This window comes from Flavobacterium cheongpyeongense (assembly GCF_003202435.1).
In the GTDB taxonomy this organism is placed as follows: Bacteria; Bacteroidota; Bacteroidia; order Flavobacteriales; family Flavobacteriaceae; genus Flavobacterium; species Flavobacterium cheongpyeongense.
On the sequence record NZ_QJHK01000009.1, the window covers coordinates 23,061 to 40,059 of the forward strand.

Sequence of the window (16,999 nt, forward strand, 5' to 3'; positions counted from 1 at the left end):
CACAAATTTTCTTAATTATTTTTCTCAATAAATGCATTGCTTTTTAGGACGAGACAATAATAATTCTTTAATTTTATGCTAATTACATACAAATGAGTAGTTTACAAGAAGTATAATATTTCTCACAAATAGCCTTACTAAGTATTTAATATAAAAAGATCAAAGTTTATGGAAAAAATCACAAGACGTTCATTTGTAAATAAATTTGGAATTGGTATTGGTGCTTCAGTTATTGTAACAACCCTTCCTTCTTTTTTATATGAACCTGAACTAAATAGCCTTCCGTACATCGGAAAAAAAATAAATCTTGCAATATGCGGTTTAGGAATTTATGCCAATATAGTGGCAGAGTCTATGCAGGGGTCTGAATATTGTCATCTTGCAGGAATAGTTACCGGGACTCCTTCAAAAGCAGTCAAATGGAAAGACAGATACAATATTCCCGAAAAGAATATTTATAATTATGAAAATTTTGATGAGATTATAAACAACAAGGATATTGACATGGTTTACGTAATCCTTCCTAATAGTCTACATAAAGAATTTGTTATTCGTTCTGCAAAAGCAGGAAAACATGTTATCACTGAAAAACCAATGGCAATTAATGTCAAAGAATGCGAAGAAATGATAAAAGCCTGTAATGATAATAAAGTACAATTGGCTATTGGGTATCGTTTGCATTACGAACCGACGCATTTAGAAATTAAACGATTAGGACAAGAGAAAGTTTTCGGACAAGTACGCTACATTGAATCTTCCCTAGGCTATAAAACGTATGATACTATTGCCAAAACTCCCGTAGACATAAATAGTCCAGCGAATTGGAGACTAAATAAAAAATTATCCGGCGGCGGTCCTTTAATGGATTTAGGAATTTACTGTATTCAGGCCAGCCGTTATATTTTAGGAGAAGAACCAATTTCTGTTACTGCTCAATTTGGAACCATAAACGATAAAAACAGATTTTCAGAAACGGAAGAAAGTATTTCCTGGCAAATGAAATTTCCTAGCGGCGCAATGGCAAATGGCAATACTTCCTGTGGTTACAATATTGACAGGACTTACGCATCTGCAGATTATGGGTCTTTTGAGTTAAGTCCCGGTTTAAGTTATGGCCCGTATGAAGGAAAAACATCGAAAGGACCGTTAAAATTTCCTCCAATCAAACAACAGCAGAAACAATTAGATGAGATTTCTAAATTATTGCTGGAAAACAAACAACTGCCCAACCATATTACCGGGGAAGAAGGATTGAAAGATATCAAGATTATTAATGCAATTTATAAAGCTGCTGAAACAGGAAAGAAAGTTTCATTAAGTTAATTAGAAAACATTTTATAACCTCTGCATTGTAACATTTTACAGAAATAGTTTACTTATAAATTAACACTTAATTTAAAGGTAAATTTATGGAGAAAATTTCAAGACGATCATTTGTGAATAAATTTGGAGTTGGAGTTGGTGCTTCGGTAGTGATGACAACCCTTCCCTCCTTTTTAGCGGAGTCGCTGGAGGATAAAACTCCATACACCGGAAAAAAATTAAATATCGCGCTTTGCGGTTTAGGAAACTACGCTTCATTGCTAGCTGAAGGTCTTCAGGTTTCGGAATATTGCCAGCTTTCCGGAATCATTACAGGAACTCCTTCTAAAGCTGAGAAATGGAAAAAACAATATAATATCCCAGAAAAGAACATTTATAACTACGAGAATTTCGATACAATCGTAAAAAATAAAGATATTGATTTAGTGTATGTTGTAACACCAAACGCGTTACATAAAGAATTTACTGTTCGTGCTGCAAAGTCAGGAAAACACGTTATTGTCGAAAAACCGATGGCAATTACTATTGAAGATTGCGAAGAAATGATAAAAGTCTGCAACGATAATAATGTACAATTGGCAATGGGTTATCGCCTTCATTACGAGCCTAATCATTTAGAAATAAAACGACTGGGACAAGAAAAAGTTTTAGGACAAGTTCGTTATATCGAAGCTGGTCTTGGTTATAGCACTTATGATATTCATGATAGTAATAAACCCGTTAATTTAAATGCCCGTAACGAATGGCGGCTTACTAAAAAACTTGCGGGAGGTGGTCCGTTGATTAACTTAGGAGTTTATTGTATTCAGGTTTCCCGTTATGTTTTAGGAGAAGAACCCATTGCAGTTACCGCACAATTCGGAACCATAAACAACAGAAACAGATTTACACAGGTTGAAGAAAACATTACATGGCAAATGGAATTTCCTAGCGGTGCTGTTGCTAATTGCAGCAGTTCTTATGGTTTTGGTATCGATCGATTTTATGCTGCAGCGGATGACGGTTTCTTTGAAATGAGTCCTGCTGTCAGTTATGGCCCATTTGTAGGCAAAACATCTGATGGAAAAGTATTTAATTTTCCGGTTATAAATCAGCAGCAAACTCAAATGGATGCCATTTGTAAAGTCATTTTAGAAAACAAAAAACTCCCAAATCATATCACCGGCGAAGAAGGAATTAAAGATGTAAAAATCATTAACGCCATCTACAAAGCAGCTGAATCAGGTAAAAAAGTAAGCTTGAAATAATTTTTCTGATACGACCCGAGATAGTAAATAGGCAAAGAAATTCACGAATTATGTTTTCTAAATCTGTGGGTATATTTTTTTTCTCACAGATTTAGCAGATATAACAGATTTTCTAACTAATTTAAATTTTTATACAGATTTTTTGAATCAAATCTGCTCAATCTTCCAAATCTGCGAGAGCATTTTTTTTTGTATTTTAATCCTCTAATCTGTGGCTAAACTTTTTACATTTTACAACAAACAGCTCACTTCAAACAGCTTTTCAAAATACTAACCGGATGCTGTGCTTCCCTACTTGTTCCATCAAAAATCTGATGACGACAGCTCGTTCCTGCGGCAGCGATTTTTACATTTTCAGCGGTGTTTCGCACTTTTGGGAACAAAGTATCTTCTCCCATTTGCATACTTACCTGATAATGTTCTTTTTCGTAACCAAAAGATCCTGCCATTCCGCAACAGCCTGAATTATAAATGGTAACTGTATTATTAGTTGGCAAATTCAGCATCGTGAAAGTCGCCTCAACCGAACTCAATGATTTCTGATGACAATGTCCGTGAATCTTGATTTCTTTCTTTTCATCCGAAAAAGATTCCGGTCTTATTTTACCGTCGATAATTTCTTTTTTAAAGAATTCCTCGATTGTAAATGTATCATGCGAAAGTTTCTCAGCTGCTTCTTTATCATCTGCCAATCGAAGATATTCATCCCTGAAAGTCAAAATGGCCGAAGGTTCAATACCAACCAAAGGGGCATTACCTAAAACCAAATCTTTAAAAATATTGACGTTATCATTGGCAATTTTCTTGGCTTCTTCCAAAAACCCTTTCGATAAATAAGCTCTTCCGCTTTCTTCATGATCGATAACTAATACCTGATAACCTAATTTGGTTAATAATTCGAAAGCATCGATTCCGATATTTACGTCATAATAATTCGTGAATTCATCTACAAACAAATACAATCTCCCGTTTGGAAAATCCGTAACTGCAGGTTTATGATTTTCATGCCATTTTCTGAAAGTCTTTTTCGCCAAAAGCGGAACTTGCCTTTCCGGCGCAATTCCCATACTTTTTTTAACGAGCGATTGATTTGAAATAAAGTTGGTAATTACCGGGAATTTGCTTCCCATTTTGTTCAGTTTGGCGTTGTGGGCAAAAATCTTATTTCGGGTTGAGAATCCGTTTGCTTTTTGATATTGGTATAAAAATTCGGCTTTTAAAGTAGCTACGTCCACATTACTCGGACATTCGCTGGCACAGGCTTTACAACTTACACACAACTCAAAAACCTCGTATAATTCTTTCTGGTCAAATTTATTTTCTTTTTCAGAATAAGTGAGATATTCACGTAGCGCATTGGCTCTTGCCCGTGTGGTTTCTTTTTCATTTCGGGTCGCACGATAACTTGGGCACATTGCTCCTCCTGCCGAAGGTAATTTTCGGCAATCTCCCGATCCGTTGCATTTTTCGGCTGCACGCAAAATCCCCAAACTGTCTGAGAAATCCTGAAACGTTTTAATATCCGGTTCTGTCCTTCCTGAAACCACACGATGGTTTTCATCCATTTTCAGGGCATTGACAATCTTCCCGATATTCAAAACCGAATTTGGGTCAAACGCCAGTTTGATTCTTTTCAGCAATTCGTAATTCTTATCGCCAATCATAAACGGAATAAACTCGCCACGCACAATTCCGTCTCCGTGTTCCCCACTTAATGATCCTCTGTATTTTTTGACCAAAATTGCCACATCGGTCGCTATGGTTCTAAATAATTTCAGGTCAGATGTTTTCTTCAGATTCAAAACCGGACGCAAATGCAGTTCACCTGCGCCGGCATGTGCGTAATAAATTGCTCCTTGTCCGTGACGCAGCATCATTGCTGAGAATTCTGCAATATAAGCTGGCAAATCACTCAGTTCAACAGCAGTATCCTCAATAGAATCGGCTGCCTTGTCGTCGCCAACAATACTTCCCAAGAGTCCAAGTCCTGCTTTTCTAAGTTCATTTACTTTTTCAATATCCGCACCGTAAATTTTTACAAGCGCATAACCAAAGTTATTTTTCTCTAAATCAGCAATTAAAGCATTCGCCTGATTTTCGGCATCTTGCGGATCGTGCGAAGCCACTTCAAACATCATAATTGCTTTGGGTTCATCCTGCAGAAAGAATCGGTTTTTAATGTGTTCACGATTCGTTTTCGTACAATCCAAAATCGTGTCGTCTATCATTTCGCAAGTGTACAAATGATGTTTCATCGCCACCACAACAGATTCCAGCGATTCGTGAATGCTATGATAATGCGCCACAACCATAATATTATGAGCTGGAGGCAAATCATCTACTTTTAAAGTAATTTCGGTTGTAAAAGCCAAAGTTCCTTCGCTTCCGCAAAGTAATTTCCCGAGGTTGATTGTAGGTTCCGTTCCGCCAAACAAATCCGATTTTAGTAAAATATCAACCGCATAACCCGTATTTCTCCTGTGGATTTCCGGTTTTGGAAACTCTTTTATAATTTCGTCCTGCGTTGCTTTTACCGAAAGTTCGTCGTAAAGGCTTTTATAAATTTTATTTTCTAAAGAATCTCCTTTTGTTTTTTCAATAAATTCTGCCGAAGTCAGTTCTTTAAAAACCACTTGTGAACCATCGCTCAAAATTGCTTTGATCTCCACAATTTTATCGCGCGTTACGCCATAGCGAATCGAAGTTGTTCCCGAAGAATTATTCCCCACCATTCCCCCAATCATACAGCGGTTAGAAGTTGATGTATTGGGGCCGAAAAACACACCGTTCGGTTTCAGAAATAAATTCAGTTCATCGCGAATTACACCGGGCTGAACCGTAACTGTTTTTGCAATCGGGTCGAAATTCAGGATTTTGGTAAAATGCTTCGAAACATCAACCACTATTCCGTCACCAACTGTTTGTCCGGCCAAAGAAGTTCCCGCCGTTCTAGGCGTTATCGAAATATCATGCTGAGCGGCAAACCGAATCAGTTTACTAATATCTTCTATAGTTTGAGGCACCGCAACCGCTTTTGGTTTAATCCGGTACACCGATGCATCGGTCGAATAAAGTGTTTTATGAAGATCGTCGTATAAAAGTGTTCCTTGTAATGATGCTGACAGTTGTTCTAACTCTTTAATTATTGACATTCTATTTGAATTTAACCTAAAACTGATGTGTTTTTTCGGTTACAAAAATACTCTTATTTCCTTTGTTTTTATTCTAAATTAAGAAAATTAGATCCTGATTTTTGAACGTTTATGCCATAATACTGCGAACTTCTACTGCATTTTGGCTGTAAACTCTTTTTATGTAAGTGTGTGTTTTTGATTTATTAGTAATTGTCCACACAAAATGGTCTAATCAATTCTCAAAATAATTATTTTTATTTAGAATAAGTAAAAATAATTTGGATAAAAAGCTTTTAGCCATTACTTTTGCCCCATAAAAAAATTAACCCTCACCAAAAATGAATGTAAATACCATCAAAAAACTGTTATTTAGTTTACTGTTTTTAAGTTCACTAAACATGTTAAGTCAGGAGCTTGGAAAAGTAAGCGGAAAAGTATCTTTAAGTGGAAATCTTCCTGCTCAGAATATTTCAATAAAGCTTAAAGGAACAAAGTACACAGCTGTTACCAATGCAAACGGACAGTATGAAATTAAGAATGTCAAACCTGGCAGCTATCTAGTTGCTATTAATTCTGTCGGGATTAAATCGGTAGAAGAAAAAATCGAGGTAATAGCAAAACAGACTACTACTAAAAACTTTGCACTTTCTGAAAGTCAGGAAGATCTTGATGAAGTTATTATTACAAAAAACAAATACAAACAAGACAAGCCGTCTTTATCTTTACGCCTTCAGACTCCGGTATTAGAGATCCCTCAGAATATTCAGATTGTTAGTTCTCAAACATTAAAAGATCAGCAAATTACCAGTATGAGCGACGGCGTTATTCGTAACGTGAGTGGAGCGGTGCGTTTAGAGCACTGGGGCGATATGTATACGAATATCTCCATGCGCGGATCACAAATTCAGGCATTTAGAAATGGCTTCAACGTAGTATCTTCTTTCTGGGGACCACTAACTGAAGATATGAGTTTTGTCGATCACATTGAATTCGTAAAGGGTCCTGCAGGTTTTATGCTTTCAAGCGGTGACCCAAGCGGTCTGTACAATGTGGTAACAAAAAAACCAACCGGAATTACTAAAGGTGAGGCTAGCGTTTTAGCAGGAAGTTTCGATTTTTATCGTGCCAGTATTGACTTAGACGGAAAATTTGATAAAGCCGGAAAATTCCTTTACCGTTTTAATGGTGCCTTTCAAAAAAAGGGATCTCACAGACCTTTTGAACATAATGATCGCTACGTAATAGCCCCTGTTTTTTCTTATCAATTAAGCGATAAAACAAAAGTAACAGTAGAATATAACGGACAGTTTGCTAATACGAGCGAAGTAGGTTCGTATTATGTTTTTAGTTCAGTAAATGAAGGCTATGCCACTACACCTGTTGATTTTACTATGACTCAGCCTGGTTTACCTGACACAAAAATTAATGATCACAGTGGTTATTTAATGTTTGAACACAATTTTGACAGTTATTGGAAATTAACAGCCCAGACTTCCTATTTTAAATATTTAATGGATGGTTACAGCTCCTGGCCAGGAGCGATTGGTCCCGTAAGTATTGATACTGATGCAAATGGTTCTTTAGATACTGAAGTTTTGTCTCAGGGAGAAATTATCAGAAGTGTTAGTATTTGGGATGCAGAAAGCGATATGTTTTTAAGTCAGATTTTCCTGAATGGAAAATTCAATACAGGCCCTGTAAGTCATAAACTTTTAGGAGGCATGGATTTAGGGAGAAAAGATTATATGGCCGATTGGGGACAAACTCACGCATTAGATACTTTAGAAGATCCTTTTAATGTTTTAAATCCTGATTATGGAACACCGGCAAACGGGCTGCCAAATTTTGATGAAAGTACACCATTAAGCCAAAGGGCAGTTGGATTATATGGTCAGCAATTTGCAGCCGGATATGTTCAGGATGAATTAGGTTTCTTTGAAAATAAATTAAGACTTACTTTAGCAGCACGTTACACCTGGATTAAACAAACCAGCAGTTATAGTGATCCGGCTGCAGATAACCACATTACGCCTCGTATAGGATTAAGCTGGTCAGTAACACCTTCTTTGGCTGTTTATGGAGTATATGATCAGGCTTTTACACCACAATCCGGAATTATCAGAAACGATGGAAAAGTAAAACCACTTACAGGCAGCAATACTGAACTTGGTATTAAAAAAGACTGGTTTAACGGAACATGGAACACTACATTGTCTGCTTACAGCATATTAAAAGAAAACGAACTTACTTCTGATCCTCTTAATTCAGGGCAAGAACAATATAGTGTAGTTTTAGGTAAAAAAAGAGCCAGGGGAATTGAATTTGATTTAAGAGGAAAAATTCTTGACGGTCTTAATCTTATTGCAAATTATGCTTTTACAGAATCTATTGTTGACGAAGTCGATCCACTCGTTTCACTGGCAACAGGTATCAAAAAAGGAGACATTGTCCCGGGTTATTCGAAACATGTTGCTAATGCGTGGTTAAATTACACTATATCAAATGGTACTCTTAAAGGATTAGGGGTTTCACTTGGAGGATCTTATCAGGCAGGACGCCATACTGATACCTGGAGCAAAGGACTTGAAAAACTCCCTAACTATTTCAGATTAGACGGAGGATTATCCTATGAAACCGGAAAACTAAAATTCACAGCCAACGTATTCAACATCCTTGATGAATACCTTTACAGCGGTTCTTATTATGAATGGTTACAAGCTTACTACTGGCAGACAGAACAGCCAATCAACGGAAGAATTGGAGTAACTTACAAGTTCTAAAAATAATGTCTTTTTAATACAAAACCCGCCTCAAAGTGCTATTTTGAGGCGGTTTTTTTTATTTAAATTCTACTACTAAACCCACATTTAAATTAGTGGTCGTTAGCATTTAATATCCCAAAATTACATTGGTATTCTGGGATCAAAGTCGTTATCATTATCCGGAGCTGCGGCTTCAAGCTCAGACTTTTTAGAACTGCCCGAGTTTAAAATATCATAATTTGTTTTAGAATAATTATCTGATATTTTATCCAATGATTTTGAAATTCTTCGCACAGCTAATATTAAAATTACCGCACCAATGAAAATAGCTGAAACACCAACATTTTCTGAAAAGAACTTTTGTCCAAATAATTCAAATTCGGTTTTTCCTGAACTTTTTAATGAAATAAGCCATATTCCAAGTCCTGCAATCAGCAATGCAAAAAAACAAACTATTATTCCAAAAATCAGAGTCGATTTATGAAACGAATTGTGAGCTTTAGAATTTACCTCCATATCTATAACATATTTATAATCAAATATATACAAATATTTAATACGATTTTAGCATTTATTAGTTTTTTGATATTTTAATCTATCAATTTAGCTTGGCTTTATACAATAAAAGCTATGGTTCTTTTCTCACAACTCAAAAAAAGATTATCATTTACAGAATTATTAATCTATAAAAAGCCATTTCCTTTTTAGAATTTTCAGGAGCTGTTCCTGCTGTACGCTGTATCTTTTATGCCGAACCCCGGCACAAAAGGATGCCTCTTCCATCAGGGCTAGGGCATTCAGTTTTATAAGAAAGTTGTTGAAAAATTAATTCACAAGAAAGATAGTTATCGAATATTTTTTGCAACGACAGTGCCGATTCCGGAGCTGAATCTGGTGGTCGATTGCATTGGGTACCTGCTTAAATTATGAAGCCAACTCGTAGCTTTTGCAAGGCGGCTGCTATTTCAAATCCGCTGTATCTTTTATGCCGAACCCCGGCACAAAAGGATGCCGCTGCCATCGGCTAGGGCTCTGGGTTTCATGAGAAAATTTTGTTAGGAATTGATTCATTTCAGATAACTCTGGTGCTTGATTGCATCGAGTACCTACTTCCTTTTAAATACTAAACAGAGCGTTTGCAACGCGGATAACATTACCATAAAGGTTCTACCATTACATTACAAAAAACATTATTTTCCTCTTCATAATTTCTATAACTGCTATTAACAAAATCTCTTTCATGAAAAACAATTTCGGCTTCGACAGGATTGTAATGAATATAGTTTATTCGCTGCTCAATCTTTTCTAAAGTATCTAATATAACAGGATGAAAGCCATCCTTCCATAACTTATAGTTTTTCGCTCTATCTGATTTTTGAGCTTCGTAACTAAATTTACGTAATAACCATTCTCGCCTGCTTTCCGGAAATTCTTTGATCGCTTCTATGAGTTTCTTTGAGGTAAATTTTTTGAAATCCCTAATAACATTTTGTAATTCGCCATCAGCTGCTGAAACAATTAAATGAATGTGACTGGACATATAAACGTAAGCATGCACGCTTAATCCTTTTTCTTTGATACAGTAATTTAAGGAATCATCTAAAATATTGCAATACACAGGTCTCACAAATAAATCTACCCAATCTACAACTGTTATGGTAATAAAAGTGGGGATAGTACTATCGATAACTTTATATTTTTCAGACATTGATTTTTAAAATAGATGCAACGGTTTTATAAGCTATTTTGATTTAATTATCCGCGTTGTAAACGCTACGTTTTGATTTCATAATTTAAGTAGGTACTCGATGCAATCGAGCACCAGAGTTGTTGATAAAACGAGCGGTAGTTGACAATATTACTCTTGCAACAATTTTTCGATTACTCTTAATCCTTCTGAGTTATATCCCTCTAATGAAATGTATTCATAATAACCTATCTTTTCTACAATTTTAACCGTAAGTTCTTTTGAAAGCATTGATATCTTAATTAAAAAATCTAAATTTTCCCAAACATATAAGCTTGTTTCGCATTTTCTATTTAAATCTAGTATTTTGATTATTAGATAAGCTCTATTGATTAGCGTATCATTTTTAATCAAATTGTAAACATCATCATTTTCATCTGGTCGACGACTGCCTTCGCCAGTTATAATACTTCTTGATAATAACTCAACTTGATCTAGCGACCAGTTTTCTATATCATTAATCAAGGAATTCCAACCATTACTATCAAAAACTCTTTCTAAAATATTTATAACATCATCACAACCATATCCTAAAATCCAATAATCACTATCAATTGTTTCATACGTGAGGATATAATTATACAATTCAAGAGCAACTCTATTCTCTGTTTTCGTTAAACATCTATTTCCAAATTTTGCCTTTAAGTCTTGAATCATTGATTGTTTTTATATTTCTTTGCACAAATCTCTCTGTTGATGCGAGCATTTCACTAGTGTACATTTAGATTTTTACTGAACGCTTATCTAAACAAAGAATTGAAGTTTATATAGATATTACCAGTTTCGCTAGCTTTTCTTCTTTTTTTAAATAATAAATCAGGAAGGGTTATTCTATTATCTAATACTGCAAGTAAATCAATTCCGTCCATTATAATTATCGATTTAAAATCCGAAGAGATAGCTTCAGAAGTAACACCATCAATCGAGATTAACAAGCCCGCAGCATTTTTAAATTTTGTTTCAACTTTAAAACAAAAAGTTGCTAAATCACTTCTATTTACTTCCGATGCCCACTTTGCCTCAAGTAAATAATCTGTACTTTGAAATGTAAACGCTCCGTCAATTTGTTCACCATGTATTTTAAATGAACCCTTTGGTTCCAAATCGAAAAGTAAAAACAAACTATAAAGAAATTTTTCAAATTTAAATCCTCTTTGTTGAAAATTTCTATTGATTGCTATTTTATTAAACTCCTCTTTTAATTGAAAAAGTTCTTGCTCAAGAGACAAAGCTTTTTTTGTTGCTTGTTCAGCTTTAGCTTTTCTATTTTTTGCTTCTTCTTGCTCTTGTGTTATTTGAATAAAACCTTTTGTAAAGCTTCTTAAGTTATTTACAGCCTCTTTCGCTTTCTTAGTTTTAGAACCGTCTTCATCCCAATACTGAAGATTACTAAAATCATTAAAATCTGTAACAGCTAAAATTAAATTCATAAGATCATTTTCGAAAAGATCTAACCTATTTGTCATTCTATTAAGTAATTCCTTTACAATTTCCCTTTTAGTTACGCTCCAGTTAATAGTACCAATTATCGCAGTATTATCAATAGTCAGTTTTATAAATTGTTGCAAATCTTCTTTTCTCCAATAAATAACTGATAAGGCTTCTTTTAAGGATAAAATTGCTTGCGGAGAAATTTTCTTTTTTTGTTCCATTTTTAATGATTTCAATAGCTAATGTAAGCTTTTTTTTAATGCTCTTGGCACAATTTCAGTTTGAACATATAGTCGAAACATTTTACAGTTATTTTAAAGTAATCAATCTATTATAAAAAGCATTAGTAAATAAAAACATCAATTAACCATTCCAAACCACCAAGTACAAACACCCGTTTTTCCACACCAAAAAAATCCCCAACTTTCTCTAAATTTATCCCCAAATAAATCCCATTTTAGCATTACCAAATAAAACACTTCCTTAAAACATAATTTTAATGAATAAAAATATAAGAGCTCTTTTTGAAATCGCTCAAAAAGAGACCCGAAAAATAATAGGTTTAATGTCCGGAACTTCGCTTGACGGACTTGATATTGCGCTTTGTGCTATTTCTGGTGCGGGCGAAAATACCGCTGTAAAAATTCTGGAATTCGAAACCATCAATTATACCGAAGACATTAAAACCGAAATCCGTAAAGTGTTTGCCCGGAAAACAATCGATTTCCAGCATTTGGCTTTACTGAACGAATGGATTGGTCTTTTACACGCCGGAATGGTCTACGATTGTCTTCAAAAATGGAATATTCCCGCACACGAAGTCGACTTAATCGCCTCGCACGGACAAACGGTTTTGCATGCTCCTAAGTTTTTGCATCAGCAGGAAAAATTTCCCAATGCGACTTTGCAAATTGGCGATGGCGATCATATTGCCGTAAAAACCGGAATTATTACACTCTCTGATTTCAGGCAAAAACATGTGGCTGCGGGTGGCGAAGGAGCGCCTTTGGCGGTTTATGGTGATTATTTGTTATTCAGCCAAAAAGGCGAAAACCGAATCATGCTCAACATGGGCGGCATCGCGAATTTCACGTATTTGCCTGCTTCGCTAAACGCCGAGGAAGTTTTCGTTACCGATACCGGAACGGCTAATACCTTAATCGACATTTTTACCAAACACTTTTTCCCTGAAAAAAGTTACGACAAAGATGCTGAAATCGCGCAACAGGGAATCGTAAATCAGGAACTTTTAAGCGAACTTAAAAACGATGCTTTCTTCCGTAAAAGTTTCCCGAAAACCATCGGTCAGGAATTGTTCAATAAAGGTTTTGTTGATTCGGCACTTTCAAAAACCAATCTCGAAAACATTTCGGCACCAGATTTACTGGCTACTTTAACACGTCTGAGCGCAGAGACCATTGTCGAAGCGATTCAGTTTGTGGTAAAAAATACCGGAACGCCAATTAGCGAATTCAAAGTATATCTGTCGGGAGGCGGTACAAACAATCCGTTATTGGTGAAATGGCTAAAAGAATTATTGCCTTGCGAATTTCAAAAAAGCGATGATCTGGGGGTTTTAAGTGATGCTAAAGAAGCAGTCTTATTTGCACTTTTGGCAAACGAAACAGTAGCCGGAGGCGATTATAATTTTGGAAACAAGAAAGGAATTCCTTCTGTAACAATGGGTAAAATTTCTTTTCCGGATTAATTTTAAACTTTGGGATACTATTTTTGGAATGTTCTCAAAAAAGCAAAATGTTTCTCTTTAGCCCCGATTACTTCACTTAACTTTTATTTTAATCGGAGTTCTGTGAACTTCGTTTATAACGGAAAGCGGGACGATACTTGCTGAAAATACCTAATCTTTCTGCTTCAAAAATTAATAATCAAGTTCAGACACAAAACTAATCTTATAAAAAGCCAAAACAATGACATGAAAACCAAATAAATAGTGTTGAAATTATAATTTATGAATTATTTATTATAGTCGACTAAAAAAACTATTTTTGGTTTCTGTTAAAAAAGATTGAAATGCATAAAAATCAGCACCTAATATTCTCTATTCTATATTTATGTTTCTTTGGATGGAACGTCAATTCGCAGGAAAAAACCAAACATCCTAAAAACGAATTTAGAGGGGTCTGGATTGCAACGGTTGTTAATATTGACTGGCCAAAAACAGCCATTGATGGCGTAGATAAAGAAAAAGCTGATTATATTGAAATTTTAGAAACATACCAAAAACTAAATTACAATGCCGTAATCGTTCAGATTAGAAGTGTGGGCGATGCATTTTACCCAACAGAACTCGCTCCTTGGTCCCGATTTTTAACCGGTAAAGAAGGTCTGGCACCTAATCCATATTACGACACATTGGCCTGGATGATTGAGCAGGCGCACGACAGAGGTTTTGAATTTCATGCCTGGATGAATCCGTACCGGGCTACTTTTGATTTAAACAAACAACAACTAAGCCCAACGCACGACATCTTCAGACACCCTGAATGGATGATCGAATATGGCGGAAAATTATATTATGACCCTGCTTTGCCTGAAGTTCAGACCCATTTAACAAATGTAGTTAAGGAAGTCGTAGACAAATACGACATCGATGCCATTCACTTTGATGATTATTTTTATCCATACGCTGTTCCCGGAAAAGTTTTTAACGATACTGCTTCGTATAAAAAATACGGAAATGGTTTATCACTTGGCGATTGGCGCCGTGCGAATGTAAGCAACTTTGTTCACACGATTTCGACAACCATCAAAGCCAGCAAACCATGGGTGCAATTCGGAATCAGTCCTTTTGGAGTTTGGCGAAATAAATCGGTTGATCCGCGTGGCTCAGAAACTCAGTCTACTTCAAATTACGATGATTTATATGCAGATCCTGTTTTATGGATGGATCAAAAATGGATCGACTACATTCTGCCACAATTGTATTGGAGCATGAACAATCGTGTTGCCAATTACTCAAAATTAGTAAAATGGTGGGCAGAAAACTCAAATAACACAGCGGTTTACATTGGTCACGCCCCCTATAAAATCAGATCAGACAATGACAAAAGCTGGAATTTCATGTCAGAAATACCTAATCAGGTGGATTTTGCCAGAAGTTTTAAAAATGTTTCAGGAAGTGCTTATTTCAGTGCTAAATGGTTCATGGACAAGAACTTTGATATTGTGCGCCATTTAGAAGAAAATCAATATAAATATCCGGCTCTTCCGGCTGCAGTTCCCAATTTAAAACGTGTAATCATTGATACACCTGTTGTCAATGAATACAAAAAAGACAGCCTGCGTTATACCATAAACATCCAATCCCCTTTGAACACAAAAGTAAGATACATAGTGGTTTATGGGGCTGAACATATTTCGAAAATCAATATTAATGATGCAAGCCAAATTGTTCAAAAGGTAACAATATGTCAAAACAACGGGACAATTTCATTTTCTATTCCAGCCGAAAAAATGAATCCGTATAAAGCTTGTGCTGTCACATTTATTGATTATTTTGCAAACGAAAGTACGCCAACGATTATTGACTTAAAAAAGACATTTAAAATCTATTACCCAGCACAACCTAATGAAAACAGATAACACTCCCTGGTTTTGGATCCCGCTTCTAAATTTTGCTTCCGGACTGCCTTATGCCATTATAATTTCGGTTTCGGTAATTATGTACAAAAATCTTGGGATTTCAAACGAAGATATTGGTGTTTATACCAGTTTATTATACCTGCCATGGGTAATTAAACCTTTGTGGAGTCCTTTTATTGAATTGACAGGAACCAAAAGGAAATGGTTTTTATCGATGCAGTTATTAATTTCAATCGCGTTTTTACTGGTCGGATTTATGATTCCTGTAAACGGATTTTTCATGATGACTTTGGCGATATTCTGGGTTGCGGCTTTTGCTTCGGCTTCTAATGATATTGCCAGTGACGGTTTTTATTTATTAGTTTTACCAAAGGAACAACAGTCTTTTTTTCTAGGAATCAGAAGTACTTTTTACCGGCTTTCGATGTTAGCCGGAAACGGTTTAATTGTTCTTTTTGCAGGATACCTGGAGCATAAATACGGTGACAATACAAAGGCCTGGTCCTACACTATGATCGCTGTAGGCTTTTTAATGGCACTTATTACCATTTATAACTTCTTTTCAACACCAAAAACAGAAATTAACGCTGTAGAAAATAAAGAAACCCATCATGATCAAAATTTCGGATCTGTATTTGCAAGTTTCTTCAGAAAAAAACAAATCGGATTAGTTTTGGCTTTCATCTTAGTTTTCAGATTAGGAGAATCGCAATTGCTTAAAATGTTAAGTCCGTTTCTACTTGACGGAAAAGAATTAGGCGGATTGGGACTCGATACCGAAGCGGTTGGAATAATTTACGGAACATTTGGAGTTGGGGCTTTAACTTTAGGTGGGATTTTAGGTGGAATTGCCATTTCAAAACAAGGTCTTACCAAATGGATGCTTCCGATGTTTTTAGCAATGCATCTTCCAATCATTGGATTTATTTTATTAGCGTTCTTTCATCCCACATCTATTTATTATATTTATGGTGTTGTAATTTTAGAACAATTTGGTTACGGTTTTGGTTTCACCGCCTTCATGATGTACTTAATTCATGTTGCTGAAGGAGAATCAAAAACAGCGCATTATGCACTGGCAACCGGATTTATGGCAATGGGAATGATGCTTCCGGGAATGTTAAGCGGATACATACAACAATTTTTAGGCTATCAAAACTTCTTTATTTGGGTTTTTATTGCCACAATTCCAGGTCTTATTTTATCACGTTTTTTAATTTTCCCGAAAGATTTTGGGAAAAAATCAGAAGAAGTTTAACCCCAAATCAAACTTTTACCTATGGAAATCAACGAAAATTTGCAGATCGAACGCAATCTCAAAGGAGCTGAGTTCGAAAAAACGGGAAATCCTGAAAAAGCAATTGCGCTGTATGAAGAGAATGTCGCAGAAGGTTTTAAAGGAAATCATCCTTATGACCGATTGGCCAACATTTACAAAAACCAGCTTGATCTGGACAATGAAATCCGGGTTTTAGAAAAAGCGATTATGGTTTACGAAGAAATCACAATCGAAGACCGGTTAGAAGGATTACCTAAACTTTTTAGATTCAAAAACCGTCTGGAAAAAGCAATTGAAACCAAAAAACAATTGGCCAAACAAAAGAAAGCTAAGTAGAAATCAAGCTAATTTTAAACACGTAGATTTATTTTGTGCAAAAAAGAGAAACTAGGTTCTCAACACAGACTAGATTTGTTTAAAATAGTGAAAATCTTATTTTTAAAAACGACAAACTATGCTTCTCTGTGTTTGAA

General features: G+C 35.5%; 12 protein-coding genes. 7 read left to right on the forward strand and 5 right to left on the reverse strand.

Annotation, left to right across the window (positions count from 1 at the left end):
• The first annotated feature begins 168 nt into the window (after positions 1-168).
• Positions 169-1,323, forward strand: a complete 1,155-nt coding sequence (locus DMB65_RS11480) for a Gfo/Idh/MocA family protein (protein ID WP_110306794.1) — start codon at positions 169-171, stop codon at positions 1,321-1,323.
• 86 nt (positions 1,324-1,409) lie between these two features.
• Positions 1,410-2,570 carry a Gfo/Idh/MocA family protein gene (locus tag DMB65_RS11485; RefSeq protein ID WP_110306795.1) on the forward strand — a complete coding sequence of 387 codons (1,161 nt, stop codon included), beginning with the start codon at positions 1,410-1,412 and terminating at the stop codon, positions 2,568-2,570.
• Positions 2,571-2,815: 245 nt separating this feature from the next.
• Here DMB65_RS11485 and DMB65_RS11490 read toward each other — a convergent pair whose 3' ends face one another.
• A complete protein-coding gene (locus tag DMB65_RS11490; RefSeq protein WP_110306796.1) occupies positions 2,816-5,722 on the reverse strand; it encodes an FAD-binding and (Fe-S)-binding domain-containing protein in 2,907 nt (968 codons plus the stop codon).
• A 320-nt stretch (positions 5,723-6,042) separates the two neighbouring features.
• Between DMB65_RS11490 and DMB65_RS11495 the strand changes: the two genes are divergently transcribed.
• Positions 6,043-8,484 (forward strand): TonB-dependent receptor, encoded by a 2,442-nt coding sequence (locus DMB65_RS11495; RefSeq protein ID WP_110306797.1) that lies wholly within the window; start codon positions 6,043-6,045, stop codon positions 8,482-8,484.
• A 123-nt stretch (positions 8,485-8,607) separates the two neighbouring features.
• Here DMB65_RS11495 and DMB65_RS11500 read toward each other — a convergent pair whose 3' ends face one another.
• The 4 genes from DMB65_RS11500 to DMB65_RS11515 form a co-directional block, all read right to left on the reverse strand.
• The gene (locus tag DMB65_RS11500) at positions 8,608-8,982 is read right to left on the reverse strand and encodes a hypothetical protein (protein ID WP_110306798.1); all 375 of its coding nucleotides are present in this window, start codon (positions 8,980-8,982) and stop codon (positions 8,608-8,610) included.
• Between the two features lie 637 nt (positions 8,983-9,619).
• The gene (locus DMB65_RS11505) at positions 9,620-10,174 is read right to left on the reverse strand and encodes a transposase (protein ID WP_110306799.1); all 555 of its coding nucleotides are present in this window, start codon (positions 10,172-10,174) and stop codon (positions 9,620-9,622) included.
• Between the two features lie 150 nt (positions 10,175-10,324).
• Positions 10,325-10,870, reverse strand: coding sequence for a hypothetical protein (locus DMB65_RS11510; RefSeq protein ID WP_110306800.1), 546 nt, complete (start codon positions 10,868-10,870; stop codon positions 10,325-10,327).
• An 83-nt stretch (positions 10,871-10,953) separates the two neighbouring features.
• Positions 10,954-11,865, reverse strand: coding sequence for a hypothetical protein (locus DMB65_RS11515; RefSeq protein WP_110306801.1), 912 nt, complete (start codon positions 11,863-11,865; stop codon positions 10,954-10,956).
• 278 nt (positions 11,866-12,143) lie between these two features.
• Here DMB65_RS11515 and DMB65_RS11520 point away from each other — a divergent pair, with 278 nt between their 5' ends.
• The 4 genes from DMB65_RS11520 to DMB65_RS11535 all read left to right on the forward strand — a co-directional run bounded on the left by DMB65_RS11520 (position 12,144) and on the right by DMB65_RS11535 (position 16,862).
• Complete coding sequence (locus DMB65_RS11520; protein ID WP_110306802.1) at positions 12,144-13,352, forward strand: anhydro-N-acetylmuramic acid kinase; 1,209 nt, start codon at positions 12,144-12,146, stop codon at positions 13,350-13,352.
• 323 nt (positions 13,353-13,675) lie between these two features.
• Positions 13,676-15,247: a glycoside hydrolase family 10 protein gene (locus DMB65_RS11525; protein ID WP_110306803.1), complete on the forward strand. Its 1,572-nt coding sequence runs from the start codon at positions 13,676-13,678 to the stop codon at positions 15,245-15,247.
• A complete protein-coding gene (locus DMB65_RS11530; protein ID WP_110306804.1) occupies positions 15,234-16,505 on the forward strand; it encodes an MFS transporter in 1,272 nt (423 codons plus the stop codon). The genes DMB65_RS11525 and DMB65_RS11530 overlap by 14 nt, the downstream gene beginning before the upstream one ends.
• Positions 16,506-16,526: 21 nt before the next feature.
• Complete coding sequence (locus tag DMB65_RS11535; protein WP_110306805.1) at positions 16,527-16,862, forward strand: hypothetical protein; 336 nt, start codon at positions 16,527-16,529, stop codon at positions 16,860-16,862.
• Positions 16,863-16,999 lie beyond the last annotated feature (137 nt).